General features: G+C 43.0%; 25 protein-coding genes and 1 pseudogene. 16 read left to right on the forward strand and 10 right to left on the reverse strand.

The genetic code is table 11. From position 1 onward, the window contains the following. Positions 1 to 27 precede the first annotated feature (27 nt). The gene (locus AC4MCC_RS00655; protein WP_491885533.1) at positions 28 to 1,251 is read right to left on the reverse strand and encodes a GGDEF domain-containing protein; all 1,224 of its coding nucleotides are present in this window, start codon (positions 1,249 to 1,251) and stop codon (positions 28 to 30) included. 159 nt (positions 1,252 to 1,410) lie between these two features. Next, a complete protein-coding gene (locus AC4MCC_RS00660) occupies positions 1,411 to 2,763 on the reverse strand; it encodes a GGDEF domain-containing protein (protein ID WP_419375112.1) in 1,353 nt (450 codons plus the stop codon). 495 nt (positions 2,764 to 3,258) lie between these two features. Here AC4MCC_RS00660 and AC4MCC_RS00665 point away from each other — a divergent pair, with 495 nt between their 5' ends. The 3 genes from AC4MCC_RS00665 (at position 3,259) to AC4MCC_RS00675 (ending at position 5,410) form a co-directional block, all read left to right on the forward strand. Further along, positions 3,259 to 4,206 carry a pirin family protein gene (locus AC4MCC_RS00665; protein ID WP_491885836.1) on the forward strand — a complete coding sequence of 316 codons (948 nt, stop codon included), beginning with the start codon at positions 3,259 to 3,261 and terminating at the stop codon, positions 4,204 to 4,206. Positions 4,207 to 4,240: 34 nt separating this feature from the next. Continuing rightward, positions 4,241 to 4,639 (forward strand): OsmC family protein, encoded by a 399-nt coding sequence (locus tag AC4MCC_RS00670; protein ID WP_180047783.1) that lies wholly within the window; start codon positions 4,241 to 4,243, stop codon positions 4,637 to 4,639. A 120-nt stretch (positions 4,640 to 4,759) separates the two neighbouring features. Next, on the forward strand, positions 4,760 to 5,410 hold the full coding sequence (locus AC4MCC_RS00675; protein WP_491885534.1) for a glutathione S-transferase: 651 nt from the start codon (positions 4,760 to 4,762) through the stop codon (positions 5,408 to 5,410). A gap of 52 nt (positions 5,411 to 5,462) precedes the next feature. Here AC4MCC_RS00675 and phoR read toward each other — a convergent pair whose 3' ends face one another. From phoR to AC4MCC_RS00690, 3 genes are all read right to left on the reverse strand, one after another. Next, complete coding sequence (gene phoR, locus AC4MCC_RS00680; RefSeq protein ID WP_491885535.1) at positions 5,463 to 6,821, reverse strand: phosphate regulon sensor histidine kinase PhoR; 1,359 nt, start codon at positions 6,819 to 6,821, stop codon at positions 5,463 to 5,465. Positions 6,822 to 6,845: 24 nt separating this feature from the next. Continuing rightward, a complete protein-coding gene (gene phoB / locus AC4MCC_RS00685; protein WP_491885536.1) occupies positions 6,846 to 7,556 on the reverse strand; it encodes a phosphate regulon transcriptional regulator PhoB in 711 nt (236 codons plus the stop codon). Between the two features lie 221 nt (positions 7,557 to 7,777). Beyond that, positions 7,778 to 8,470, reverse strand: a complete 693-nt coding sequence (locus AC4MCC_RS00690; RefSeq protein ID WP_179992733.1) for a TetR/AcrR family transcriptional regulator — start codon at positions 8,468 to 8,470, stop codon at positions 7,778 to 7,780. A gap of 219 nt (positions 8,471 to 8,689) precedes the next feature. Here AC4MCC_RS00690 and AC4MCC_RS00695 point away from each other — a divergent pair, with 219 nt between their 5' ends. The 10 genes from AC4MCC_RS00695 to AC4MCC_RS00740 all read left to right on the forward strand — a co-directional run bounded on the left by AC4MCC_RS00695 (position 8,690) and on the right by AC4MCC_RS00740 (position 18,041). Beyond that, positions 8,690 to 9,538, forward strand: coding sequence for an SDR family NAD(P)-dependent oxidoreductase (locus tag AC4MCC_RS00695; RefSeq protein WP_419365017.1), 849 nt, complete (start codon positions 8,690 to 8,692; stop codon positions 9,536 to 9,538). A gap of 185 nt (positions 9,539 to 9,723) precedes the next feature. Beyond that, positions 9,724 to 10,665, forward strand: coding sequence for a TauD/TfdA dioxygenase family protein (locus tag AC4MCC_RS00700; protein ID WP_491885537.1), 942 nt, complete (start codon positions 9,724 to 9,726; stop codon positions 10,663 to 10,665). A gap of 118 nt (positions 10,666 to 10,783) precedes the next feature. Continuing rightward, entirely contained in the window at positions 10,784 to 11,488 is a 705-nt protein-coding gene (locus tag AC4MCC_RS00705) for a Crp/Fnr family transcriptional regulator (RefSeq protein WP_491876394.1), read from the forward strand. A gap of 110 nt (positions 11,489 to 11,598) precedes the next feature. Beyond that, the gene (locus AC4MCC_RS00710) at positions 11,599 to 11,814 is read left to right on the forward strand and encodes a TOBE domain-containing protein (protein ID WP_179992729.1); all 216 of its coding nucleotides are present in this window, start codon (positions 11,599 to 11,601) and stop codon (positions 11,812 to 11,814) included. Between the two features lie 13 nt (positions 11,815 to 11,827). Beyond that, on the forward strand, positions 11,828 to 13,315 hold the full coding sequence (locus AC4MCC_RS00715; protein WP_491885538.1) for a hypothetical protein: 1,488 nt from the start codon (positions 11,828 to 11,830) through the stop codon (positions 13,313 to 13,315). A gap of 24 nt (positions 13,316 to 13,339) precedes the next feature. After that, positions 13,340 to 14,407 carry an ABC transporter substrate-binding protein gene (locus AC4MCC_RS00720; RefSeq protein ID WP_491885539.1) on the forward strand — a complete coding sequence of 356 codons (1,068 nt, stop codon included), beginning with the start codon at positions 13,340 to 13,342 and terminating at the stop codon, positions 14,405 to 14,407. 27 nt (positions 14,408 to 14,434) lie between these two features. Beyond that, on the forward strand, positions 14,435 to 15,289 hold the full coding sequence (locus AC4MCC_RS00725) for an ABC transporter permease (RefSeq protein ID WP_491885837.1): 855 nt from the start codon (positions 14,435 to 14,437) through the stop codon (positions 15,287 to 15,289). Positions 15,290 to 15,299: 10 nt separating this feature from the next. Further along, positions 15,300 to 16,061, forward strand: coding sequence for an ABC transporter permease (locus AC4MCC_RS00730; RefSeq protein WP_491885540.1), 762 nt, complete (start codon positions 15,300 to 15,302; stop codon positions 16,059 to 16,061). Between the two features lie 18 nt (positions 16,062 to 16,079). Then, positions 16,080 to 16,892 (forward strand): ABC transporter ATP-binding protein, encoded by an 813-nt coding sequence (locus AC4MCC_RS00735; RefSeq protein WP_166138948.1) that lies wholly within the window; start codon positions 16,080 to 16,082, stop codon positions 16,890 to 16,892. A gap of 336 nt (positions 16,893 to 17,228) precedes the next feature. After that, entirely contained in the window at positions 17,229 to 18,041 is an 813-nt protein-coding gene (locus AC4MCC_RS00740) for an ABC transporter ATP-binding protein (RefSeq protein ID WP_491885541.1), read from the forward strand. 148 nt (positions 18,042 to 18,189) lie between these two features. On the opposite strand, the gene AC4MCC_RS00745 is transcribed toward AC4MCC_RS00740, so the two are convergent. The 3 genes from AC4MCC_RS00745 to AC4MCC_RS00755 form a co-directional block, all read right to left on the reverse strand. Further along, complete coding sequence (locus AC4MCC_RS00745; protein WP_491885542.1) at positions 18,190 to 19,557, reverse strand: LLM class flavin-dependent oxidoreductase; 1,368 nt, start codon at positions 19,555 to 19,557, stop codon at positions 18,190 to 18,192. Between the two features lie 161 nt (positions 19,558 to 19,718). Beyond that, positions 19,719 to 21,083, reverse strand: a complete 1,365-nt coding sequence (locus AC4MCC_RS00750; RefSeq protein WP_491885543.1) for an MATE family efflux transporter — start codon at positions 21,081 to 21,083, stop codon at positions 19,719 to 19,721. Between the two features lie 104 nt (positions 21,084 to 21,187). Beyond that, entirely contained in the window at positions 21,188 to 22,342 is a 1,155-nt protein-coding gene (locus AC4MCC_RS00755; RefSeq protein WP_491885544.1) for a methionine aminotransferase, read from the reverse strand. Between the two features lie 273 nt (positions 22,343 to 22,615). Between AC4MCC_RS00755 and AC4MCC_RS00760 the strand changes: the two are divergent. Next, a pseudogene (locus AC4MCC_RS00760) lies at positions 22,616 to 22,885 on the forward strand (type VI secretion system tip protein VgrG); the annotation flags it as partial. Between the two features lie 47 nt (positions 22,886 to 22,932). Continuing rightward, complete coding sequence (locus AC4MCC_RS00765) at positions 22,933 to 23,865, forward strand: IS5-like element IS17 family transposase (protein ID WP_419365521.1); 933 nt, start codon at positions 22,933 to 22,935, stop codon at positions 23,863 to 23,865. A gap of 108 nt (positions 23,866 to 23,973) precedes the next feature. Here the strand turns inward: AC4MCC_RS00765 and AC4MCC_RS00770 are convergent, their stop codons facing one another. Further along, on the reverse strand, positions 23,974 to 24,894 hold the full coding sequence (locus AC4MCC_RS00770; protein WP_491885545.1) for a Dyp-type peroxidase: 921 nt from the start codon (positions 24,892 to 24,894) through the stop codon (positions 23,974 to 23,976). Between the two features lie 159 nt (positions 24,895 to 25,053). On the opposite strand from AC4MCC_RS00770, the gene AC4MCC_RS00775 reads away from it, so the two are divergent. After that, positions 25,054 to 25,674: a LysE family transporter gene (locus AC4MCC_RS00775; protein WP_125279444.1), complete on the forward strand. Its 621-nt coding sequence runs from the start codon at positions 25,054 to 25,056 to the stop codon at positions 25,672 to 25,674. Between the two features lie 39 nt (positions 25,675 to 25,713). Here AC4MCC_RS00775 and AC4MCC_RS00780 read toward each other — a convergent pair whose 3' ends face one another. Next, on the reverse strand, positions 25,714 to 26,184 hold the full coding sequence (locus AC4MCC_RS00780; protein ID WP_491885546.1) for a 2-thiouracil desulfurase family protein: 471 nt from the start codon (positions 26,182 to 26,184) through the stop codon (positions 25,714 to 25,716). Positions 26,185 to 26,187: the final 3 nt, after the last annotated feature.

The raw sequence follows: 26,187 nt of genomic DNA on the forward strand, positions 1-26,187 counted from the left end.
TCTTTTTTATTATCTTTCAAATGACATTTAAGCCGGTTTAACCTGCCAGTTTTGAAGTTCTCCAAGCAAACCTTGGTCAAGTTCAGGATCATAACACTCGACCCGGTTCCGGCCATTGGCTTTAGCCTGATACAGGGCAATATCAGCCTGTTTAATCAGCGTCATTAAATCCGTTTCACTACTTTCCAGAATGGCTGCACCAATTGAAACGGTGAAATCGAGACGATGCCCATGTTCCAGATTGACCATAATATTCTCGATTTTGTGTCTTAAACGCTCGGCAATTTTTAACGCATCATCTAGTGAAGTTTCAGGCAGGCATGCGATAAATTCTTCACCCCCATACCGTGCCAGCACATCATGGCATCGCATTTCATTGCGTGTAGTCTGTGCAATCATCTGCAATACCTGATCTCCAACATCATGCCCATAACGGTCATTGATCTGTTTAAAGTGATCGACATCAAAGACCAGCAAACTGATTGGAGCAGGCTGTTTGAGATTCTTTTGGATCAGCTGTTGCACCAGATATTCAAAACAGCGTCTATTATTCAGGCCTGTCAGCGAATCAGTATGGGCGAGATTTTCAAAGGTCTGACGATGATATTCATTCAGGGTATGTTGCAGGAATACTAAACGGGATTTTAGTGTAGAGCTCCAGCTGATATATAAACTGAAGGTCAATACCGGCATATAGATCAGGGAAAACAAGAACATCTGATACAGATCAGCTTGGGTATTGAAATACACACCAATATAAATTACCAGTGTAATCAGACCAGAATTAATCAGGCTAGGCCAGAAGCGGATCTGCACACATAAATTGGCCAAGACAATAAAGACCAGTGAAGCATATTGATAAATGAGCGTATGCGGACTTTCAGACTGATTCAGATTAAAAAACCAGATCGCACTTGCCCCGATAATCGAGGTCGGCAACAGCAGGTCAAATATAGGCAAATTCCGGTAAAAATGATACATCCAGATGGTAATCAGCACGATCACCAAGGTATAGCCTAGCTTGGTCAGAATGAGTAAATTCATAATGTCATTCAGTACCAGAATATCGGCAAGGGTGTAGGAGGCATATGCTACCTGTGCAAATAGATTCACCTGCAACAGGTATTTTAGGGTGAGCTGTTTCTGATGGTTAAAGTAGGCAGGTTTTAAAGACCCAGGAATACGAACAAGAGGATCTTGAAGGGCATCCTGAAGCAGGAGGCGAGCTTCTTCTTCATATTTATCTGGCATATCGCCTTCCCACATTAAATCCAAAGAAATGAATAAGATGAATATTTATATTTGTATGAAAAATATTCTATTCTTTTAGGGGTTATTTGAAAAGCATCACAAACAGATTTAGGCCTAATTCTTAAATTCTTGTCTAACAATCTTGGTTTTGCTATCAGCTTACAAAGCAGACCAAGACTGTTTCGCTTTATGATGAGCGCCAGACTGCTCCTGTTTATTCAAAGGTTTAAATACATTCCAGGGATTTGGAGAGAGCGGTTTAGTCGGTTGCAGCATATTAGGATGATAGACCCTAATCCGGTTTCTTCCCGCTTTTTTAGCTTCGTAAAGCGCAATATCCGCATGTTTAATCAGGTCTTCAAGTTCCTGTTGCGGAGATTCAAGTTCAGCAATACCAATAGAGATCGTGAACTGGATTTTCTGGTCGGGATTGATGTGCATCACCTGCTTTTGAATCGAACAGCGAATCCGTTCTGCAATCATCAGGCAGTCCTGTAGCTGGGTATCTTCCAGCAAGGCAATAAATTCTTCTCCACCAAAACGTGCCAGTACATCGCTAGAGCGCATTTCTTTACGGGTAATTTCAGCAATCAGTTGTAGCACCCGGTCACCCACATCATGACCATAGTTGTCATTGATTCTCTTGAAATAATCGACATCAAACATCAATAGACAGGTGCTGGCAGGCTTCGGCCATTGATGGATTGAACGTTCAGCCATATCCACAAAATGACGTCGGTTAAATAACTGCGTCAGATCATCAGTATGGGCAAGATTCTTTAAGGTTTGATAATTCCATTCATCCAGCAAAGTGCGTAGAAAAGAACGCCGTATGTTGATGATATTATTCCAGTTAATATAAATACTAAATGCCCAGAGAGGCGTGAACACAACGGTAAAAATAAAGGCCTGCGATAGACTCATGAGATGAGTCACTCCAATCATGATAAACAGGGCGATAAAAATAGAACAATACAGTGCACCCTTAAACTCGGTCTGTACACAGAGATTGGTAATTAAAACAAAGATCGCAGAGGCATAGATATAAGTTGACACATGCGGGCTACTCGACAGCAGGAGCAGGCCAATCCAGGTCGCTGCAGCCACAGTCGTGCCCACAGGCAAAATCATGTCCAGAACCCGGATATTCTTTTGATGCTTAAACAGGTAATAGCAGCAAAACATGACAGCAATGACCAGTGATACCCGGATCAGGCCAGACAGGAAAAACATGTCAGGAATAATAAAAATATCGGCAAAGAAATACAGCAAAAAGGCGATCTGCGCCATGTAATTAATCTGGCGAAGATTTTGATGACGATGCACATAAAGATAATTATAAAAGTACTGCTGGAATTGCGCAGGAATAGGTGCAGCGCGATGTGCAAGCGCATCTTCAATTAACTGGCGATTTTGCAGATCACATTCGGCCAACTTTAATGATCTATCCGTGGTCGAGTTTTGAAAAGACATATTCGCCGTTGAATATATATTTTCATTCGAGGATGACATGTCCTGATCCAATCTTATTTTTATTGGGTCCTATTATGGACCAAATGAGTAAAAAACAATCTCCCTAGAATCAGGGGGTAGCACGATTTTAAAAAAGAAAACGTAACAAAATTTTTGTTTTGTGAACATAAAACTAGACGGATCACATTTTTATAGATTGCTGATTTTAAAAGTTTATATCAATAAAAATGAGCGTTTCACGTGAAACATGAGCATGATGAATAAGTTGATTTAAACGAGATAATGCTGGTTACTTGCATGATTATATGATTCATCACCAAGATCTTGATTACAGGATTTGAAAGACTGAAGCCTTTAAGTATTTGAACTGTTCTGATGAGTAGCACATTTTATACGTATCGAAATATTTCCAAAGATAGATTTTGCGGGTAGACGCGGTACATTGTTGTATGAGGTAGACATCTTGTGATGATCAGGGAAAGATGTCTTGATGCAGCATACAGCCAGAATGAACTTGCCGAGGTCAGCTCAACCATGTCGAATAATAATGATATTGAACTGTCAAATTCAGATGATTGTGAAAAGTATATCAATCAGTTCATACAGGAAGTTCCTTTACGGCGTGCAGAAATTGGGCAGGGAACTGTCATTAAACGCGCCTTGCCGAGTCGGCATAAACGCATGATTGGCGCCTGGTGTTTTCTGGATCATGCCGGTCCTACTCAGTTTCCTCAGGGAGATGGTCTGGATATCGGACCGCATCCGCATATTGGCCTGCAAACTTTTACCTGGATGATTGAAGGCACCATGATGCACAGTGACAGTCTGGGTAACCGGCAATTGATCCGGCCGAAACAGGTTAATCTGATGACTTCAGGCTATGGCATTTCGCATACAGAGGTTTCACCGGAAACTGAAACCAAGATGCATGCAGCACAGCTCTGGATCGCCCTGCCTGATGACAAGATCAATATGGCTCCCGCGTTTGATCATTATCCGGAATTACCTGTGATCGAAGAACAAGGCATTCAATGTACGGTCCTAGTCGGGGAATTCCTAAATACACAATCCCCGGTTAAAGTGCATACTGAACTTTTGGGTGTGGATCTGTTTGCTGCTGAAAGTACCCGTGCCCATTTGAGTTTAGATCCAAGATTTGAATATGGCTTTATGGCCCTTGAGGGTCTGGCAAGTATTAATGGGCATGAACTGACCGAAGATAATATGGTGATTCTTGAACCTGGATTGCAGCATGTAGATGTTGAAATTCATGCCGGTGGGCGAATCTTGCTGATTGCTGGAGAGCCGTTTGAAAGCCCTATTTTATTGTGGTGGAATCTGGTTGGTCGTGATGTGGAAGAACTGAAGCTGGCCCGTGAACAGTGGATGATGGGGCACCCGCGTTTTGGCACCATTCCAAGCTATGATGGGCCGCGCATGGAAGCACCGGCATTTCCAGAACATATGCGTGTTTCTCGATAAATCTTTCATATAACTATAAGAACAAAGGATCAGTATGGCCCGTATCGCAATTGCCAAAATACAGAGCTTAACCATACCGTGGCAGGGAGAAATCAGTCATGGTCAACATCATTATCTGACCGATAAACCTGAATCCTTCGGCGGGCAGGATGCAGGTCCTGCACCTTATGATCTGCTTTTAGGCAGTCTGATCTCTTGCACCATGATTACGTTGCGCATGTATGCCAAGCATAAGGACATTGAACTGGGCGACTTTCAGGTTGAAGCAGAATTCTTTGCCAATAAAGAAGGACAGGAATGGATTGAACGACGCTTAAGTTTCGATATTACTCATGATTCGGCTTTGCAGCAGAAAATTCTGGAGATTTGTGCCAAAACCCCAGTGACCAAAACCCTGTTACGTAGTCTGGAGATTCGGACCAGCCTGATTTAAGCTAAAAGAGGGTACGTTATATCCGGTAGGGAAAATGTAAGTAGACTGATAAACTCTTTAATCAGATCTGGACTTTTTGCTATGCTCACGCAGTAATAACAATAAAATCATGAGTCTAATATGCGTGTTTTACATCATCTCGAACAATCAAGATCATTTCGAATCATGTGGGCCTTGGAAGAGCTGGAACTTGATTATGAGATCAAGTATTACAAACGCCTGCCTAACTATTCTGCTCCGCCTGCTTTGAAACAGGTTCATCCTCTGGGTAAAGCCCCGATTCTGGAAGATCAGAATCTGGTACTGGCTGAGTCTGCCGCCATTCTGGAGTATCTCCAAGAAACCTATGATTCGACCCATCAGTTTCAGCCGATCAGTGCCGAGAACAAGGCGCAATACCGCTACTGGATGCATTATGCAGAAGGGTCTTTGATGCCTTTACTGGTGATGCAACTGGTGATGACCAAAGTTCCTGAGCAAGTGCCATTTCTGGTACGTCCGGTTGCTAAAACAATTTGTGAAGGGGTGAAGAAGCAGTTTGTGCAAAGCCGTTTAAAAGACCATATCCAGTTTCTGGAAGATCATTTAAGCCAGTATGAATATTTTGCCGGTCGTTTCAGTTTTGCTGATATCCAGATGAGCTTTCCGCTTGAAGCCATGCAAAGCCGTACCGGTAAAAGCTATCCGGCGATTCAAGCCTATCTGGAACGGATCTCGCATCGAGCGGCTTATTTCCGGGCCTTATCCAAAGAGCAGGCATTAAAGTCTTAAAGCCTTCGCTAAAAAAGAAAAGGTGCGACTTGCACCTTTTTTTATTTTTGCATCAGTCTGGGAAACTGAGGCGTTCTTTAGGGAAAATCACCTTAAAGGTGGAGCCCTGATTTTCACGGGAATCAATTTCGAGCTGGGCCCGATGTTGCATCAGTACATGCTTCACAATCGCCAGTCCCAAACCTGTACCACCAGTACGGCGACTACGGTCAGAATCAACCCGGTAAAAACGTTCAGTCAAGCGAGGTAAGTGTTTAGGATCAATGCCAATTCCAGTATCTTCTACGACAAAATAGGCCGATTCACCATCATCATGCCAGCCCATGGTGACGGTTCCACCTTTAGGCGTGTACTTGATGGCATTGGTAATCAGGTTACTGAAGGCACTGGCAATTTCCATATCTGAGCCAATCAGGTCACAGTGACTGTCAATATCCAGATTTAGGGTATGGCCATAATCCACGTTATAGGCTTGCGCATCATCAAACAGCTGGTTCATCAGATTCGGCATATCAATAATCTGGTTCTTGGCAATATTCTTGTCATTTTCCAGACGGGATAGCAGCAACAGGTCATTCACCAGTGCATTCATGCGACGGGTCTGGGATTGCATCTGGTCAAAGGCGCGTTTCCAGCGTGGGCTAATATCTTCCTGATTGGTAAAGGTTTCGATATAGCCACTGAGCACAGTTAACGGCGTACGCAGTTCGTGCGAAATATTATCGACGAAGTCCTTACGCATCTGTTCCAGATTATGCATCCGGGTCACATCATAAGCGACCAGTAAACGGCTTTCACCGCCAAAACGGGTCATTTTGATTTGCACATAATGATCTTCGAATATCGAAGACTTCATTTTAAGGCCATCAGGTGCATCATCAATATGATGATAGTAATCAATGAAATTTGGCTGACGTAACAAACTCAGGATATTACGGCCGCGATCTTCCTGACCAATCCCTAGTAAACGTCCTGCCGCCGGATTCCACCATTCAATCTGCTGGTTTTCATCAATCAGCACTACAGCTTCTTGAAGGGCGACTAGCGAGGATTGTGCACGGTCAATCAGCTCGACCATTTCAGCCTGAACAACGCGTTCCTGACGCTGGGCCCGATAAACATTGAACAGTAAAGCGCCCCAGATTCCGTTGATATTTGGCGGTACATCATAGGGACGGTTCGAGATCCATTCATTGACCAGGTAGAGTGAACGCAACTGTGTGCCAAAGAAGGCAACAAAGGCCAGAACGATACAGATCCAGAAATAACCGATGCCTAGACCAATACAACTGGCAATCACTAGGAAGAGAAGAAGTAAACGCAAATCTTGCTTGGCAAAATCCCATAGGCTGCTGTAACGGAGTCTTTTGTGCTCATGTGACAGTTCGGGAACAGGATAGGGCTCATACATAAAACAAGATTTACCTAAAAACAATTAACCCAGTGCAACATCGGTACGGGTCGAGAAACGGTAACCGGTGCCACGTACAGTTTGTACATAGCGGTCAGCGCCATAAGGTTCAAGCACCTTGCGCAGACGACGGATATGCACATCAATGGTCCGGTCTTCAATATAGACGTTGCCGCCCCAGACCTGATCCAGCAATTGCGCACGGGTATAAGCACGTTCCGGATGGGTCATGAAAAATGCCAAGAGACGATACTCAGTCGGTCCCATGTCCAGAATAGTACTGCCAAAATTCACGCGCTGACTGACTGGATCTAATACCAATCCATTAGCATCAATGGATTTTTCACCACTGAGGGCATTGGAGCGACGTAAAACAGCTTTAATACGTGAAACCAGCTCACGGGTCGAAAACGGCTTGGTCATATAGTCATCGGCACCGGCATCCAGACCTTGTACCTTGTGGTCTTCTTCACCGCGTGCTGTCAGCATGATCACCGGGATTTCAGACAGGCTTTCATCACGTTTTAGACGACGACAGAGATCGACACCACTCACGCCACCCGGCATCATCCAGTCCAGCAAAATCAATGCTGGACGCTGGTCCACAATCATTTGATGAGCCTGCTTGGCATCTTCTGCCTGTAAACATTGAAAGCCCGCCATATCTAGAGCAGTATGGATCATTTCACGAATCGGCAGTTCATCATCAACAATAAGAATGTAGTCATCTTTCACAGCGCAATACCCTATTTCATGCAAACGGTGGACCGTTTTATATTTATGACAGGCTTATTACAAAGATTAATTATGACAGTATCATTGCAGAATAGGTAGTTCCGTGGCCTTTCGCAAAGATTTGTCACAATTTAAGCTGTTATTTTATAAGAGGGTCTTAATTCAAAATCTTGTAGATCACTGACAAGTAAATCTATCTAGAACTTATCTTGATTTAAAAATTATCTAACCGGATCTGCCGGTTTTTCTGTACCCAAAGTATCTAGTAAAGCAAAGAATACCAAGCTACAGGAAGACAGAATTTCTTCCAAAGACTGCTTAAAGCCGCTCATGACCCAACGAATGGCAATCTGGGTAACATAACCATTGAGTCCGGTCGAGACCAGGGAAATCTCTCTTTCAGAACGATTCAGGTTCGGCATCATTAGCATGACAAAGGCCTGAATCATACGGTCGAAACGGCCCATGGTTTCATGAATCGTGGCCTGATTATGCAGTTCCTGAACCAGCATCGCATCGATATAAATAATTCGTGCCATACCCGGATTGTCACGTAAGGTCGTCAGCAAGGCAGTCAGACCGGCTTCGATCATTTTCTTTGGATCAGAAGAAGCCTGCATCATCGCCTGCATGACATTTTGCTGTAACTGGTCAATCAGCTTGAGGAAAATAGTCTGGAACAGATGTTCGCTTTTCTTAAAGGATTCATAAAAATAACGTTCAGTCAGTTTGGCTTCGTTACAGATATCCTTTACTGTGACTGAAAAGAAACCATGACGACCATAAGCCTCGATCCCGGCCTCAATCAGCTTTTCACGACGTGCCTGCTGACGCTCAGCCATAGAAAGTCCTTTAAACTGGCGTTCTTTACTTTTACTTGCTAGTTTTTGTCCTGAATTTACTGCATCCGTCATAAAGACCATAGACTCATGTGCTTGAGATTTTAAGTATCTTATCAATAAATCCGGCTTTGACCTATGCTGAAATTCAAACCTGAAAATTGGCCCGTAGAGACATGCTGGAATTATTGACAATATGGATTGTCAAAACTATATTGAAACGGTGTGCTGTATCCCTATGCGACAGAAAAACAGGCTGTCATGGAAGGGCAGTGTTTTAATCAAGGAAATTCAATGAAAAATTTTAATAATAAAGTCGCGGCCATCACAGGTGCAGGTTCAGGTATCGGCCAGCAACTTGCGGTGCTTTTAGCAAAGCAGGGCTGTCATTTAGCTTTAAGCGATGTGAATGAACAGGGTCTGGCTAAAACCGTTGAGCTGCTGAAAGGTAGTGATGTTCGTGTCACAACCAAAAAGGTCAATGTGGCTAATCTGGAAGAAATGCACGCTTGGGCCGCTGAGGTCGAGAAAGATCATGGCAGCGTGAATATGATCTTTAATAATGCTGGCGTGGCACTCGGTTCTACCGTAGAAGGCGCCAGCTATGAAGAGCTGGAATGGATCGTAGGCATTAACTTCTGGGGCGTGGTCTATGGTACCAAAGAATTCCTGCCTTTAATCAAGAAAACCGGTGATGGTCATGTCATCAATATTTCCAGCCTGTTCGGTTTAACTGCCCAGCCAACTCAGTCTGCTTATAATGCCACTAAATTCGCTGTGCGTGGTTTTACCGAATCCTTGCGTCAGGAACTGGATATGGAAAACTGCGGCGTAAGCGCACTCTGTGTACACCCAGGCGGAATCCGCACCAATATCGCCATTGCAGCGAAAATGAATGACAGTATCCGTAGTCTGGGAATGCATCCGGAAAAATCTGCACAGAATTTTAATAAGCTGCTGCGTTGCCCACCAGAAGAAGCAGCCCGTCAAATACTGGATGCGGTACAAAAAGACAAACGCCGTCTGCTAATTGGAAATGATGCCAAAGCGATTGATTTAATTCAGCGCCTCATGCCAACTGGCTATCAGAAAGTCACGGCTTTAGCTACCCGCCTCGGCAAGCAGAAGAAAAAGTCAGCTTAAAACACTCTGATCAAAGCCCGCGTAAGCGGGTTTTTTTATGCCCGAAAACTTAAGCAGCTAAAGTATTTTATAAATCAAAAATGGTGCATAAGAATGTCAATAAATTGACAGCGTTAGATAAGCCGATTCGGCATGATGATTTCACAGACCTAAGGTCGACATAATTATAGATAGAGGAAATGATCATGGCTTATGAATACAAACACATCCAGGTTCAACCAATTGGTGGCCGTATTGGCGCTGAAATCCAGGGCATAAAACTGTCAGCGGATTTGGCTGATGAAGTGGTGAATGAAATCAACCAGGCATTATTGCAGCATAAAGCGATCTTCTTTAAAGATCAGCAACATCTGGATGATGTAGTCCAAGAAGCCTTTGCAGCACGTTTAGGCACACCGTTGAATCACCCGACTGTACCGGTAAAAGATGGCTCTGCACATATTCTGGAAATTGATTCACGCGGTGCACGTGCAGACAGCTGGCATACGGACATCAGCTTTATTGATGCCTATCCAAAAGCTTCTATCCTGCGTAGCGTGGTTGCACCTACAGTAGGTGGCAATACCGTATGGGCAAATACAACCGCTGCCTACAATGATTTACCTGAAGAACTGAAAACACTGGCGGATAGCTTGCGTGCGATTCACAGCAACAACTTTGACTATGCTGCAAAAGTCAGTGTTCCAAAAGAAGCTTTAGAAAAATATAAAAACTACTTCAACTCAACTGAATACGAAACTGAACATCCATTGGTACGCGTTCATCCTGAAACAGGTGAAAAAACCTTGTTATTGGGCCATTTCTTTAAGAGCTTCGTCGGTTATAGCTCAAGTGAATCACGCCGTTTATTCGACCTGTTCCAAAGTTATGTAGAGAAGCTGGAAAATATTGTGAGCTGGCGCTGGAGTGCAGGTGATGTGGCGATCTGGGATAACCGTGCAACGCAACACCGAGCGATTAATGACTATGGTGACCAGCACCGTGTAGTGCGTCGTGTGACTTTAGAGGGTGATGTGCCAGTCGGTGTGGATGGCCGTCCAAGCCGTGAACTGCGTAAAGACGTCAAGCAGGATATCAGCAACTTCCGCTATAACAGCGAAGATGGTATTTATGAAAAAGTTTCATAAGTAATTCTTATTGAATTGGAAACTTTGCATATAAATAGCTAAAGAATCAAGAATAAATGATTCGCCAGTCATTAATGATCCATCTAATATTTAAATAAAATATAGGGTGGATCATTTTATGCAAATTCATACTGCAAAAAATAATGTAAATTACGACATATTAAAAAATATATTTAAAAATATCTCTGAGGATAAACTGGATTATATTTTAAAATGTTCAACGATTCGAAAATATCAAAAAGGCGATTTAATTTTAAATAAAGAAAACTGCCATACTGCTTTATATATATTACTTGATGGGATTATACAGATTGGATATTTAAGCCCGTCGGGTCGTTTTCATGCCTTTAATTATTTCTCGGAAAAGCATCTGATTAACCTGCTTCCGTGCCTCAATACACAAGTGATTGATTATGATTATTATGCTTTTAATCAGGTTAAAGTCCTGCAAATTCCACAGCATATATTTATAGAAGAAATAAATGATAACAATCACTTAAAGCAGGATGCTTTAAATATTCTCAGCCATCGGATGCAATATCTGATCCAGCAGGTTAAATTCCTGCAAGTCGCTAATTTACATCAAAAAGTGTGTAAGGTTTTGCATGACCTTTCGATTCAGTACGGTCGATCTCATCCTCTGGGAACTGAAATTAAGCTCAAAATTTCCCAGCATGATTTAGCAGATTTACTCTCTGCTTCACGCCAAACTATTAATAAAGAAATAAAGAATCTGGCCAGTCAAAATATTCTGGATTGGCAATATGAAAATATCGTGATTAAAAACAAAGAATATTTAAATTATCAGATTAACTGGATTTAAAATAATATTTTTAGATTTTATAAAATAATATATAAAAATCTATTTATATTATTTTTCTGCATATTAAAAATCATGCATATTAATTCCAACCAAAACAACAGGGATTAATAATGACAATTCAATCTATTAATGTGCGTAACCAGTTAAAAGGTACTATTCAGGAAATTGTAAAAGGTGATGTGGTTTCTGAAGTCGATGTGGTGACTGCTTCAGGTATTTTCACTTCGGTAATTACGACACGTTCTGTAGAAGAGCTGGATTTGCAGGTAGGAAGTCAGGTGATTGTGCTGATCAAATCGACTGACGTTTCACTGGCAAAACTGTAGGTGTGTCGATTGTATGAAGCAATATTTTAAACAAGGGGCAACGGTACTGACTCTGCTGAGCGCGAGTATTGGCTTAACGCATGCAGATGCGGAGGTAGGTCAGTTACAACAACAGGTCAGTCAACTCGAGCAGTCATTAAAACAATTAAAAACCCAGTTGGCGCAGATTCAGAATCAGAACGAAGCCGTTACAGAAGCCACTACTGCTGATGAGATTGAGGTGGCTACTGATGCAGAAGCTGACACTGACGATGACCAAAGCTTTGTGACACGTGCCGAGTTGCAAGGTCTGCAAAGCGATCTGGAAAACTATAAATATCAGGTACAACGTGACCGCGATACCAAAACGGCATTATCAACACGTCAGTTATTGATTAACGGGGTGGTACAAGCCAAAGCCTCTTATATCGATGAAGCACAGCGCACTCCACCTACGGGTACCAATACCGGGATGGCAGTTCAAGACCGCCACTCTTCGTTTGATTTAGGTGCAGTCCAAATTGGTTTTATTGGCAACCTGTATAAAGACTATGAAGAAGGCAAAAACCTGGATTTCAACCTGCGTTTTGGTACTTCTCCACAGACAGGAACCAATAACAGTTATCTGAACTTATTGGATGCACAGCTGACTTATCACGTATTACCAACCTTAAGTGCCGACACGGGACGCTTGAGCGTCACTTTAGGTCAGCAACTATTGCCATTTGGCCAAGAAGTTCAGGCCACTGAAGATTTGAAGCCCACCATTAACAATGCCTTGTTCAGTTTACCGGGCCTAGGTTATGGACTGGCACTGCGTGAAGTCGGCCTGATTGTACGCGGTGATGCCTTACCAACCGTGGACTATGGTTATAACTATCGCTCGCCAATGATCAGCTATGCCTTTGGTCTGGTGAATGGTAATGGTGCCAATAAATCGGATGACAATGATGACAAAAACTTTATTGGACGTCTGCGTTATACCTTGCCTGCAGAATATAACTCATGGCTGCGTGAACTGAGTTTTGGTCTGTCCTGGTATCAAGGCAAGAGCAATCTATTTGAAATTGATGGCACCAGTGCGGCCTTTGCTGGTAAAGGCGATGTGCTGCGTAAAGGCTTCGATATTTACTATAACCATCATCCATTCGGTGTGACCTATGAATATGTGCAAGGTGAAGATGACACCTATATTTCACAAACCGCACAGACCTATAAGCGTGAAAGTGAGTCACACACAGGTACCTTGTTCTGGAACTTTGGTGAGCAGTTTGTCAAAGGCTTCCGTAATCAGGGCCGTTATGACGACTGGTGGCCAAAGTCTTATCAGGCCTTCTATCGCTACGACACCATTGATCGTGACAAAAATTTAGCCGATCAAACGGTTGATATTCACAGTCTGGGCCTGAATGCATTTTTTGCGGAAACCACCAAGTTTCAGATCAACCTGAACCATGTCAACAATGACATTACAAACAAGAGCTATAACGAACTGGTCGCACAATTCCAGTACGGATTCTAATTTTATATTTTGAGGAATTTTCACATGTTTAAATGGTCAAAAGTATTATTTGCTGGCCTTCTCTCCACAGCAACACTGGTGCCTGCTGTTCAATCTTTTGCAGCAGAAGCTAAACCTAATGTTATTCGTTTTGCCTCTCCAATGGTAGGAACTGGTAACCGTCCTGTAGGTTATGGCAATTACTATGCAACGGCACAGACACTGGGTTTATTTGAAAAAGAATTCCAGAAAGATGGCATTAAAGTGCAATGGAATAACTTTAAAGGTGCGGGTCCTGCAATTAATGAATCCTATGCCAATGGTTTGGTAGATATTACTTGGATTGGGGATTTGCCTGGGCTGATTGGTAGGTCGAGTGGGCTTGATACCAAAGCTATTTTAGTGGCGAGTACTAAAACAGATACTTATCTAGCCGTTGCTGCAGATTCCAATGCAAAATCATTAGCAGATTTGAAAGGTAAACGTATCGGCTTCTTTAAAGGAACCAATATCCATTTATCGATTATTAATGTCCTTAAAAAATACGGATATACCGAAAAAGATTTCCGGTTTGTGAATATGGATGGGCCAGTTGCTTATTCAGCACTTGCCAGTGGTGATATTGATGCCATCTGGAGTGCGGGACCGATTTTATCCATTGTAGATCGTGGCATTGCTAAAGTCATTTATACCACTAAGAATGAACCAGATGTTTATAAAACTTCAGGTTATGTTGTAGTGAACTCGAAGTTTGAACAGAAATATCCTGAAGTGGTACAGCGTATCGTGAATGTCTTAGTTAAACAGGCAGCCTGGGAAAGTAATCCTGTCAATAAAGATCAGCTATTCAAGCAATGGGCAAAATCAGGTCTTCCTTTCTCTGTTATTAGCAGACTACATACTGGTGTGGATTTAAAACGTAATAGTGCGCCAATTTTTGATGCATACAACGTTAGTCTGATTAAGCAAAAACTTAAAGCAGGTCAGGAGCTTAAGCTCATTCGTGGTCAATTCAATGTAGATTCATGGATCGAACCAAAGTATGTCAATAATGCTGTAAAAACGCTGAATTTACAGAACTATTGGAAACATCTCAATGCCAATGGGCAATAACCATCATGCTCTTGAGGAGGTTGAGTGATGTTACAGGAAATCGAGCTTGAAACAGCCAAGACACCGACACAGGACAATGCTGCATCCAGATTGAACCGAAAAAGTATTCTGAATTTTTTTAAACAGAATCAGGTGTTCATATGGGGAATCGGAGCAATTTTCCCCATCGCGTTGCTCTATCTGTGGCATGTGTCGGTAGAACGGAACTGGGTGAATCCTTTATTGCTGCCTGCACCTGAACTGGTCTGGGTTGCCCTGAAAGATCTGTATCAAACTGGCGAACTGTGGAGCAATCTGAGTGTCAGTCTGAGCCGGATTGGCTACGGGTTCAGTGCCGGCATTGTACTGGCATTGGCTCTAGGTCTGACCATGGGACTATCGCATCGAGCAGAGGCCTATATCTGGCCTACGTTTAAAGCCATTAATCTGGTACCCGTGATCGGCTGGATTCCACTGTTAATTTTACTGGTCGGGATTGATGAAGCCCTCAAGATTATTCTGATTGCTAAAGCCGCGCTGGTACCGATGACCATCAATGTATTTAAAGGCGTGCGCAATATTCCACAGCAATTGACCGAAGTCGCGGAAGTTTATCAGTTGAGCACCTGGTCCAGATTTAAAAATGTGGTTCTGCCGGGTGCTTTTATCAGTTTTATCGGTGGTCTGCGTTTATCTCTGGCAAGTTCATGGGGCGCTCTGGTTGCAGTAGAACTGCTAGCTTCGAGTGAAGGGATCGGCTATGTGATGGTCTATGGCCGTCAGATTTTCCAGCTCGATGTGGTGATGGCAACTGTAGTGGTGATTGGACTGGTGGGGTTTGGCTTTGACGTCATTATCCGCCTCATACAAAAACAGTTCCGTGGTTGGGATCAGGCTAGATAGAGAAAACATCATGAAAAAAATAGATTATCGCGGCTGGGTCATTCCTCTGGTTCTGTTGGTTGCCTGGTGGATCGCGACTGCAAAACAATGGGTTGATCCTGCTTTGCTGGCACCGCCAGCTGCTGTATGGCAGGCCTTTGTAGAAAGCTGGCAGGCAGGCGAGGTGACAGAAAATATTATCGCCAGTCTACTTCGCAACACGGCAGGGTTTATTGCCGGTGGAGTGATTGGTGCAGTGCTGGGTTTGACCCTGGGTCTAAACGTCTGGCTGGATCGAATCTTTTCTCCAACATTGAACGCTATTAAACACGTGGCAGTATTTGCGTGGATTCCATTGATGATCATGTGGTTTGGACACGGTGAAGTTTCAAAAGTGATTTTTATTGCCTTGGTGGTGTTCTATCCGGTGTTCTTTAATACCTATGACGGGGTGAAGAATGTGCCGGTCAAAATTAAGGAAGTGGCGCAGATCTTCCAGCTCAGTCCGGTACGTACTTTTTTTAAAGTGATTTTACCCGCAGCAGCTCCAAGTATTTTTGCCGGTTTGAATATTGCGCTGGTGTTTTCATGGGTGGCGACTGTTGGCGCGGAGTATTTCTTTGTGTCTTCGGTTGGCGTGGTCAATCCAATCATGGATGGACAGAACCTGTTCCAGATGGAAGTGGTGCTATATGGCATGGCCATTATTGCGATTGTCGGGCTGTTATTTTCCAAGGCAGCACAATTCTTTGAAAACTATAACTTACGCTGGCGTCAGGCGGCCAATAAATAAAAGATGTGAGATAACAACATGAATCAACAGGTGAATATTAAGGGTCATGTCGAGATCCAGAAGCTCGACAAGTTCTTCCCTAAAGATGGGGAAGAGTTGCAGGTATTAGATCAGATTAATTTGAATATCCAGCCAGGCGAGTTCATTAGTATTGTCGGTAATAGTGGCTGTGGTAAATCAACCTTATTGCGGCTTTTGGTGGGCCTTGATGCCGAGTTTCAAGGTAGCATTTTGATTGATGGCAAACCGATTCAGGGCACCAGTCTGGATCGCGGTATTGTGTTTCAGGATCACCGTTTGTTTCCTTGGCTGAGTGTCGAACAAAATGTAGCTTTAGCGCTGGAAAAATCAGGCCTGAGCAAAGCCGAAAAGCAGGAACTGATTGATTATCATCTGGAACTGGTGCAATTGAGCCAGTTTAAAACTGCCTATCCAAGTCAGTTGTCCGGGGGCATGAGTCAGCGTGTGGCAATTGCACGTAGTCTGGTAAATCGTCCACAAATTTTATTGCTGGATGAACCTTTCGGTGCCTTGGATGCCTTGACCCGTGCCAACTTGCAACAGGAATTACAGCGGATTTGGCAGTCGGAAAAGATCACCTCTATTCTGGTCACTCATGATGTCGAAGAAGCGGTATTGTTGGGCGATCGCGTGGTAGTAATGCAGCCGCATCCAGGACGAATCAAGCGTATTGTGAAAGTGGATCTGGAACGTCCGCGTAAGCGTGAAGACTACCGTCTGGCGGCCATTAAAAATGACATTTTGCTTGATTTCCAGGATCAGGTCGAGCTTGTACCGCATGAACTGGAACAGTATAAATTGGCCTGGTAAGCTGAACCAATTGAATACCCGCATTCGCGGGTTTTTTTATTGCCCTAGTATTGTTGTGATTTGGTTATGCGGAATATTTTAAATAACGTTTTCTAGAAGAATAAAATTTTAAGATATTGAAGTTTATTAATTTATTTCTAACGATTAAAACCTATATATGCTTTTGATAACCAAATAAAAAATCAAGATAACTCCTTACCCCAAACTCTTTTATAGTCAAAAGAGTCCTATTTTCAGCAGATCTAAAAGAGACAGAAATTTATCCAAGTTCATAAGTAGGATAGATCTAGCCTAGAACAATCATTAAATATGTATTGCAGCAAAAGGTGAGGAAAAATGACGGAGCAATCTCAATGTAGAATCACGATTCAAAATTTATATAAAAGTTATAGCACCGCACCAGATCAGCAGACCCAAGTCCTCGAAGATATTAATCTAGATATTCATGCAGGTGATTTTGTCAGTGTGGTAGGGCATGCTGGCTGCGGTAAATCCACATTGTTACGCTTACTAATGGGCTTGGAACAGCATCAGCAGGGCCAGATTCTGATTCAGGGAAAACAGCCAGCTGAACATCTTCCAAATCTCAGTATTGTCTATCAGGACCATCGTCTATTTAACTGGCTCAGTGTGACGGAAAATATCCGCATGGCCTTACATCAAATCCCTTTAAGCAGAGAAGAGGAAAACCGAAGAATTCAGGAACAGCTGGAATTGCTGCAATTGACGCCGTTTAAGGATGCTTATCCATCGCACTTGTCTGCTGGCATGAATCTGAAAGTGGCAATTGCCAAAAGCCTGATTACTCAACCAGATATATTATTATTAGATGATCCTTTTGCTGAACTGGATGCGCTGATGCGTCAACATCTACATGAAGAATTACAACGAATCTGGAAAACTAAAAATATTACCGTGATTTTAGCGACCAAAGATATTGCTGAGGCCTTATTGCTGAGCAATTCAGTAGCCGTGATGCAGGCTAATCCTGGACGAATCGAACAGGTTTTAAAAGTGCCCTTATCTTACCCACGCAAGCGCCAGAATACGCGACTACAGCAGTTGAAAAGAGAAATTCTAAAAGTATTAAATTTTTCAACTATAAAGGATCAGCCGCTACTCACAAGCTCTGGTCAGTTTTGCTGGTAGGCTAGGGGCTTCATTCATTTCAAGTTATACAGAAATCAACAGGAATAAACCTCGCCCATATTTGTCATTTCCACTAGCCCCAATTACCCCAGTGCTTAACTTAAAGAAATAAAAAATGCCCTATCGGGCATTTTTTATAATGGATGGTTTAAGAAGCAACCGCAGTATTTTGTTGCGCAATCACATACTGATTTTCTGGACGTTTCAATCCTAAGTTTTCACGCAGAGTTGTGCCTTCATATTCAGTCCGGAACAAACCACGGCGCTGTAGCTCGGGTACGATGAAATCGACAAAATCATTCAGACCGGCAGGTGTCGTTGGTGGCAAGACATTAAAACCATCAGCCGCTTCATTTTCGAACCATTCCTGTAGCTGGTCGACTACCTGTTCAGGTGTTCCGATCAGTGTCCAGTGACCGCGAGCAGAGGCAATATATTCATATAGCTGGCGAATACTAAAGCGATGCTTCGCTGCAATTTCGAACATCATTTGCTGACGGCTAGACTTGATCTCAATGTCTTCTAGAGGAAATGGAGCATCCAAATCATAGTTTGAAAGATCAATATCACCTGCCAGACCAGACAGTAAGCCCAAACCGACATCTGGATGAATCAGACTATTCAGCAATTCATATTTTTCTTTGGCTTCCTGTTCGGTTTTAGCCACAAAGACAGAAACCCCCGGCATTACTTTTAGATCATCCGGATGACGGCCATATTTAGCCAGACGACCTTTGACATCACGGTAGAAGGCTTGGGCATCAGATAGACTTTGCTGGGCGGTAAAAATCACTTCGGCATATTTGGCGGCCAGCTCACGTCCATCTTCAGACTGGCCTGCCTGAACAATCACTGGATAGCCTTGTGGTGGACGAGGGACATTCAGTGCACCCTGGACATTAAAATATTTGCCGCTATGCAGAGGTTCATGCTGTTTAGATGCATCAAAGAAATGACCGCTTTCTTTGTCATAGAGGAATGCATCATCTTCCCAGGAATCCCAGAGCTTCTGTACAACTTCAATAAATTCATCCGCGCGCTCATAACGGACTTTGGCATCCGGATGTGCACTGAAACCAAAGTTCCGCGCGGTTTCAGCAGATATAGTGGTGACGACATTCCAAGCGGCACGACCCTTACTAATATGGTCTAAAGAGGCATATTTTCGTGCCAACAGATACGGTTCTTCATAGGTGGTCGAAGCAGTGGCAATAAAACCAATATTTTGGGTGACGGCTGAAATCGCTGCGAATAAGGTAACTGGTTCAAAGCCCACGACTTTATCGCTATAACCGACATTCTTATTATGTTTGGAAGCACCATGACTCCAGTTGACTGCCAGACCATCTGCAAGGAAATAGGCATCAAACAGGCCGCGTTCAGCAGTTTTCGCTAATTCAATCGCATAATCAATGCTTAAATGATCCTGAGGACGAGACTCAGGATGGCGCCAACCTGCCGCATGTTGCGAAGTCATTGGAATAAAAGCACCCAGTTTAATTTGTCGTTTAGCCATGAGTAGACCTTGTGTTTTTATACAATACACTGCTTATAACAAGGATCTCCATGGCTGAAAAATATAATAAAAATGAATCCATATAAAAAATATGGATTAAGCAGGAAATACGCTATTTAGAAGTGCTTTGCTAGGTTTATCCAGTAGTCCAAGCTGGAAGATTAAACCAGTGCCTCGATGGTTTTTTTCTTCCAGATAAACTGGTAATACAAGCCTTGCATAATACAAAGACAGACAAAGGCAAGGGCATAGCCATACCAGATCCCTTGTAAACCCCACCAGCGGCTGAACATATAGGCAGCTGGTACTTCAATGCCAATAATGGCAATAATATTGATCAACATCGGGACTGTCACTGTGCCACTGGCCCGCATGATCGAAGCAAAAATTGCGCTAGCACCAAAGAACAAAATCGACCATAGGACAATGAAGAGAAGTTGCTGACCCAATACCACGACCTGTGGGTCAGTGATAAATAGTGCCATGAGATATTTAGAAAACAGATAAGCCAGAATTACCAGACTACCTGTGAACAAGATATTCATACTTAAAGCAGTTCGAGTCACTTTATTGAGCAAATCATTTTTACCAGCACCAATGGCCTGTGCCCCAAAGACGGAAGCTGCAATGGCAATAGAAAGAGCAGGGAACTGAATATAATTCAGCACCTGATTCACGGCACCATAGGCTGCTGTTGCTTCTGCACCATAACGGTTGACCAGACCCACAATGACCAGACCAGCGACTGAAGTCGTCACCATTTGAACCCCGGTTGGAATACCTAAGCGCAGGATAATTTTGCTGAGCTGGGGCTGATGACGGATATCTTTGATCAACGCCCAGTCTGGTCTTAGAGGATGACGCTTATAATTTAAATAGAGAATGAGAAATAACAGAACAGCCAAGTTGCCCAGAATGGTTGCAATTGCTGGAGAGATGATCCCCATCTTAGGAAAACCGAAATAACCGGCGATCAAGACTGGTGTTACTACCAAGCCCACACCAATCGTTAAGGCAGAGGCAAACAGTGGCGTAGTGCTATCTCCGACACCACGTAAAATTGAAGTATAAATAATATAAATAAAAATCAGTGGGCTACCAGCCAGCATCCATTGCACATAAGGCAAAGAAAGGTGCATCACATCCGGATCTGTACCTAATAATTGCAGGATATTTTCAGCAAAAAATACACCCAATAGGGCAATCAGGCTGCCACCAATCAGCGTCATAAACAAGGTAGAGCCAACTACACAGCGCACTTTTTCCAGGTTTCTGGCACCCCAAGCCTGTCCTACCAGAACCGTAGAACCTGCAGAGAGACCAATCACAAAAGCCATCAGACAGAACAGAATCGGGAAAAATACTGCAACTGCAGCAATCGCTTGCACGCCGAGCATTTGCCCCACAAAAACAGTATTAATCGTACCGGACAGGCTTTGCAGGATGTTGGTAACGACCAGCGGTAACAGGAAAATAAAAAATGTTTTGCATAAATTCTGCTGGTGAACCAATGCTTGCTGTGCCATATGACATCCTGTTCTTGATTTTTCATATATTTATCAGGACTAAATTATCCTTGATCCGCATCAAGAACGCCTTAGCTTTTCAGTAACCAATAAGTCTATTTTTTTTAAACTTTGGAAAGAGTATGTGCTGCTTCTATTAAGGTTTCATCCTTTTTGGCGAAGCAGAAGCGTAATAAGTGTAAATCTTTAGGCGGTTCCTGATAAAACGCTGATACCGGAATCGCCACAACACCGTGTTGTTCCGCCAGATAATGGCACATAGACAGTGCATCCAGATCAGGACGAATTTCACTGTAATCCAGATTCTGGAAATAGGTGCCTTGTGACGGCGTCCAGTGAAAACGGGAATCTGTAAGTGCATGATTAAACAAATCCCGTTTGGCCTGATAAAAACCGGACAGCTCATGAATATGTTCAGAATGCAGCTGCATATATTCGGTCAGAGCCACCTGAATTGGGGTTACGCCACAGAAGCTGACAAACTGGTAAATCTGTCTGAACATCTGCATTAAAGCTGGCGGTGCAACACAGAAACCAGTTTTCCAGCCGGTCACATGAAAGGTTTTACCAAAAGAACCAATCACAAAACTGCGTTCACGGAGTTCCGGAAATGATGCTGCGGAATGATGACGAATTTCATCAAATACCAGATGTTCATAAACTTCATCGGACAGAACTACAATATTGCGATCACGAATCAGTTCAATCAGCTGTTGCCAGTCTTGCTCTGTCCATACCGTTCCGGTGGGATTATGCGGTGTATTCACTACAATCATGCGGGTACGGTCATTGATTGCATCTTTGACCTTATTCCAGTCCACAGAAAAACCAGGATATTCCAGAGCGATATGTACCGGTTTGGCACCGACCAGCTTCACGCTTGGCGCATAACTATCATAACTGGGATCAAAAATAATGACTTCTTCACCCGCCCGTACCGTTGCCTGAATTGCACAGAAGATTGCAATCGTTGCGCCAGGGGTAATGGTGATTTCCTCTACCGGATCTAAAGTGAGCTGGTCACGATGCTGATAAAGATCAGTGACCAGCCCACGTAATACTAGTAAACCATCACCCGGTGCATATTGGTTAAAACCATTTTCAGCCGCCCGACTGAGGGCTTCAATCAATTGCGGTGGAGCAGGAAAATCCGGAAAACCTTGTGACAGGTTAATTGCCCCGAGTTTTTGTGCCAAGGCCGACATGGTGCTAAAAATGGTGACGCCCAGATTGGGAAGTTTGGAATGTAATTCAAGCATATCCTTGGCCTCTGGCTTATCCTGTAATCGAGGATGATGTAGGAGATATAAAGTATTCGGCTTTCAGTGTAGCAGTAAGTGAATCGGCAAATAATCAGAAAAATCGAAAAGGTTGAAACAGAATACATCTTCTATTTCATAAGCATAGAGAATATAAGGTCAGGATAAGGCTATTTGTGGTTAATTCATGTGAAATAAATACCAAGATGGATTGTTCTAAGCTTATTCCCTAAAATCAGTGCGATAAAAATAACCTCAAATAATAATTATAAAATGCTACAGAGTATTTATACGGTGCTTGAGGGCTTGGGTCTAAGCTCACAGAAGCGTGCACTTCATCTCCGATTTTCTAATGAAATTTTAAATTCTCAGGTTCTGATTCAGCGTATTGAAGGCAGGCACTGGATCAATGAGGGGCTACATGCTGAATTACTTTGTCTATCCACTCATCCCTATATTCCCTTAAAACAGTTTATTGGCTGTCAGGTTGCTGTTGATCAGGTCACTGATCAAGGTGAGCTTTTCCGGACTACAGGGGCTTTGTTGCACAAACCTATCTGTAAAGGCTTTTTCAGCGATATAATTTTCAAATGAAGAAGCCTACACATAAAATCTACCGCACAACCAATTGGCCCGCATATAACCGAGTACTCATGAGTCGCGGAAATATTGCCATTTGGTTTGATCCTGCTACGCAATGGTATGCTCCATCAAAAGGCAAACAAGGGCGAAATCAAACCTACTCCGACGCAGCTATCCAATGCTGCTTAATGATTAAATCCTTATTCCGTCTATCTTTACGTATGGTCACTGGCTTTGTGCAAAGTCTGATTGAACTTTGCGGATTAAATTGGACCGCACCAGATTACAGTACGCTTTGTAGAAGACAAAAGCATATTGATATTGCAATCAGCTACCAAAAAAGTAGCGAGGGGCTGCATCTACTTGTAGACTCTACAGGCATGAAGTTTCTAGGTGAGGGCGAATGGAAACGCAAGAAACATGGAGCTGAATATCGTCGCCAATGGCGTAAACTACATATTGGTATAGATGCCAAAACCCTACAAATACGCGCTATTCAGCTCACGACCAATAATGTCAGTGATTCACAGGTGCTTGGTGATTTACTTAATCAGATTCCACAAGATGAGCAGATTGACTCTGTTTATACCGATGGAGCTTATGACACCAAGCAATGCCGTCAGGTCATTGCAGATCGGCAAGCACATGCGGTGATTCCACCTAGAAAAAATGCGAAACCATGGAAAGATAGAAAGAGTAGCTCGCTAGAGCGAAATGAATTACTTCGAACAGTTAAACGTTTAGGCAGGACATTATGGAAAAAATGGTCAGGCTATCATCGCCGCAGTTTGGTGGAAACCAAGATGCATTGCATCAAATTATTAGGCGATAAATTAATGGCAAGAAGCTTTCCTAGTCAGGTGAATGAAATTCATGCACGTGTAGCAGTCCTCAACCGATTTACGGAATTAGGTCGACCACTTACCCAAATTACGCCTTAAATTTGGCTCAATTAGGGGCGCTTTGCATTTCAAATCTTTGTGCAACAAAGCCATTGTGAAATAAAATATTAGTTTTAAAAAAGGCTGATATCATCAGCCTTTTTAATTTTATCCTTCCAAAATCTCTTCCAGTAACTCCTCACTTGGTGCAAAGTAATATGCTCCATCCATTGGAGTCACGAAGTGTAGCAAGCGATCATGAATCCCATCGCCTGATGTACCAAACATACGCACTAACATGGCATCAATGATTTTCAAGTCTTTGGTATAAGCAATAAAGAATAGGCCTTGGTCACCACGACCATCTCCATAAGGCAGAGAGTGACGTAGAATTTCCATTTCCTCGCCTTCCTCATCTTCAACGACAGTACGAGCGATATGCGCATTGGCAGGTTTTACCTCATCCTCCAGCTCAATCGATTCAAGTTTGGTACGGCCCATCACTTGTTCTTGAGCATCGACTTTGAGTTTCTTCCATTTATCCAGGTTATGCGCATAACGCTGTGCAAAAATGAATGAACCGTCTTGGAAAATACCAGCATCTTCACCAAGTAAAGCTACTTCAGCTCGATCATCCGGGAATTGTGGATTTTCAGTCCCATCGATGAAACCGGTAATATCGCGGCCATCAAAGTAACGGAAGCAAACACGCTCATCTAGTACTTCAACCTGATCGCGAATACCTTCGAAGAAAGACTGACTCAAGGCGAAACAGATATCGGCACGCGCACTGGCAATATGAATCAGTACATCAGCGGGAACCACAGGCATATTAAATGAACCTTGAATTGGCTCTAATTGTTTAAAACCAGCAGGTGCCTGTTCATACAATTTTGACCAGAGTTCAGGACCAAAAGCGACAGCCGTTTTAATTTGCGCATTCGGATGTTGGGTAATCAGGCGATCGCGTGTGGTAAATAGCTGTACTAATCGTTCCTTAAAATCTTCAATACTGAGATCTTTCAGGCGTAAAACAATAAAGCGAGCATGATCTGAAGGTAATGGCAAAATTACAGATTGGGCTGTCATTCATGGCTCCTGTAATAAATTTCTGTATCCAATCCTGCTATTGTGCCTGAAGCACTATAGAGTGAATAGTATGCAGTCTGATGTTTAAGCAATTTTTTTGGCTGAAAATATTGGAAAAGTCATATAATTAGATCCTGAATCTGAATGAGTTAAATCTCCATGTCCTATCAAGTCTGGTTTGCTTATATGTTAGCCTGTTGGGTGATCAGTATTTCCCCAGGTGCGGGTGCTATTGCTTCGATGTCGAGCGGACTAAATTATGGCTTCCGACATGGATATTGGAATGCGCTCGGCCTGCAACTCGCCCTATTGGTTCAAATTGCCATTGTGGCTGCCGGGGCAGGGGTATTGTTCGCGACTACACCTTGGGCATTTCTTGCAGTGAAATGGTTTGGAGTTGCTTATTTACTGTATCTGGCCTTTTTGCAGTGGAAAGCACCGGCGCAGTCGATTGAAATTAAACATGAGCTCGCACGAAAATCAGCTGGAAAACTCGTCATCCACGGTTTTCTGGTCAATATGAGTAATCCCAAGGCAATTGTATTTTTGCTGGCGGTATTACCGCAATTTCTGGACTTATCTAAACCGCAATGGATTCAGTATGTGATTATGGCCGCGACTATGGTAACGATTGACCTGATCGTGATGGCAGGTTATACCGGTCTGGCTGCCAAGGTTCTGCGTCTTCTGAAATCGCCAAAACAGCAGAAAGTCATGAATCGAACTTTTGCCAGCTTGTTCGCTGGAGCTGCGTTTTTATTGAGTTTGGTGCATCAGTAGGGAAACCTCTCCTTAAAGGAGATGGAATTCAACGATCTCTTAAAGAATCATCTGTAAAAATTCATCTTCAGTCATGACCTTAATATCATGCTGTTTAAATAATGCAGCCGTTACGCCATCACCTTGAATTTTATTCCCAGTAAATGAACCATCATAAATCAGCTTGCTGCCGCAAGATGGACTATTGGCTTTTAAGACTGCATGGGTGACTTGAAATTTCTGTGCTAGTTCCAAGGCAGCATAAGCTCCCTGTATAAAAGCAGTAGATATATCTTGTCCTTGAATATCTGTTACTTGAGCTAAACTTTTAAGAACTTCTAATCCTGTCCCGCCTTGAATTTCTGCGGCGGGTCGGGGGATAGGCAAACTACCACTGACTTCAGGGCAAATTGTGACATATTGATCTGGTAGCAAATGATCGACCAACTCTTTTACCAGACAGTCGCGACCATCATAACGAACCTTGTGTCCGAGCAAGCAGGCACTGATCAGGTAAAATTTGTCTGCCATGCC

The organism is Acinetobacter sp. CAU_H_56, from assembly GCF_058599425.1.

Excerpts from the sequence above, each read along its gene's own strand:
- AC4MCC_RS00655 (WP_491885533.1), bottom strand. The coding sequence starts at position 1,251 with ATGCCAGATAAATATGAAGAAGAAGCTCGCCTCCTGCTTCAGGATGCC.
- AC4MCC_RS00660 (WP_419375112.1), bottom strand. The coding sequence starts at position 2,763 with ATGTCATCCTCGAATGAAAATATATATTCAACGGCGAATATGTCTTTT.
- AC4MCC_RS00665 (WP_491885836.1), top strand. The coding sequence starts at position 3,259 with ATGTCGAATAATAATGATATTGAACTGTCAAATTCAGATGATTGTGAA.
- AC4MCC_RS00670 (WP_180047783.1), top strand. The coding sequence starts at position 4,241 with ATGGCCCGTATCGCAATTGCCAAAATACAGAGCTTAACCATACCGTGG.
- AC4MCC_RS00675 (WP_491885534.1), top strand. The coding sequence starts at position 4,760 with ATGCGTGTTTTACATCATCTCGAACAATCAAGATCATTTCGAATCATG.
- phoR (WP_491885535.1), bottom strand. The coding sequence starts at position 6,821 with ATGTATGAGCCCTATCCTGTTCCCGAACTGTCACATGAGCACAAAAGA.
- AC4MCC_RS00690 (WP_179992733.1), bottom strand. The coding sequence starts at position 8,470 with ATGACGGATGCAGTAAATTCAGGACAAAAACTAGCAAGTAAAAGTAAA.
- AC4MCC_RS00695 (WP_419365017.1), top strand. The coding sequence starts at position 8,690 with ATGAAAAATTTTAATAATAAAGTCGCGGCCATCACAGGTGCAGGTTCA.
- AC4MCC_RS00700 (WP_491885537.1), top strand. The coding sequence starts at position 9,724 with ATGGCTTATGAATACAAACACATCCAGGTTCAACCAATTGGTGGCCGT.
- AC4MCC_RS00705 (WP_491876394.1), top strand. The coding sequence starts at position 10,784 with ATGCAAATTCATACTGCAAAAAATAATGTAAATTACGACATATTAAAA.
- AC4MCC_RS00710 (WP_179992729.1), top strand. The coding sequence starts at position 11,599 with ATGACAATTCAATCTATTAATGTGCGTAACCAGTTAAAAGGTACTATT.
- AC4MCC_RS00715 (WP_491885538.1), top strand. The coding sequence starts at position 11,828 with ATGAAGCAATATTTTAAACAAGGGGCAACGGTACTGACTCTGCTGAGC.
- AC4MCC_RS00720 (WP_491885539.1), top strand. The coding sequence starts at position 13,340 with ATGTTTAAATGGTCAAAAGTATTATTTGCTGGCCTTCTCTCCACAGCA.
- AC4MCC_RS00725 (WP_491885837.1), top strand. The coding sequence starts at position 14,435 with ATGTTACAGGAAATCGAGCTTGAAACAGCCAAGACACCGACACAGGAC.
- AC4MCC_RS00730 (WP_491885540.1), top strand. The coding sequence starts at position 15,300 with ATGAAAAAAATAGATTATCGCGGCTGGGTCATTCCTCTGGTTCTGTTG.
- AC4MCC_RS00735 (WP_166138948.1), top strand. The coding sequence starts at position 16,080 with ATGAATCAACAGGTGAATATTAAGGGTCATGTCGAGATCCAGAAGCTC.
- AC4MCC_RS00740 (WP_491885541.1), top strand. The coding sequence starts at position 17,229 with ATGACGGAGCAATCTCAATGTAGAATCACGATTCAAAATTTATATAAA.
- AC4MCC_RS00745 (WP_491885542.1), bottom strand. The coding sequence starts at position 19,557 with ATGGCTAAACGACAAATTAAACTGGGTGCTTTTATTCCAATGACTTCG.
- AC4MCC_RS00750 (WP_491885543.1), bottom strand. The coding sequence starts at position 21,083 with ATGGCACAGCAAGCATTGGTTCACCAGCAGAATTTATGCAAAACATTT.
- AC4MCC_RS00755 (WP_491885544.1), bottom strand. The coding sequence starts at position 22,342 with ATGCTTGAATTACATTCCAAACTTCCCAATCTGGGCGTCACCATTTTT.
- AC4MCC_RS00765 (WP_419365521.1), top strand. The coding sequence starts at position 22,933 with ATGAAGAAGCCTACACATAAAATCTACCGCACAACCAATTGGCCCGCA.
- AC4MCC_RS00770 (WP_491885545.1), bottom strand. The coding sequence starts at position 24,894 with ATGACAGCCCAATCTGTAATTTTGCCATTACCTTCAGATCATGCTCGC.
- AC4MCC_RS00775 (WP_125279444.1), top strand. The coding sequence starts at position 25,054 with ATGTCCTATCAAGTCTGGTTTGCTTATATGTTAGCCTGTTGGGTGATC.
- AC4MCC_RS00780 (WP_491885546.1), bottom strand. The coding sequence starts at position 26,184 with ATGGCAGACAAATTTTACCTGATCAGTGCCTGCTTGCTCGGACACAAG.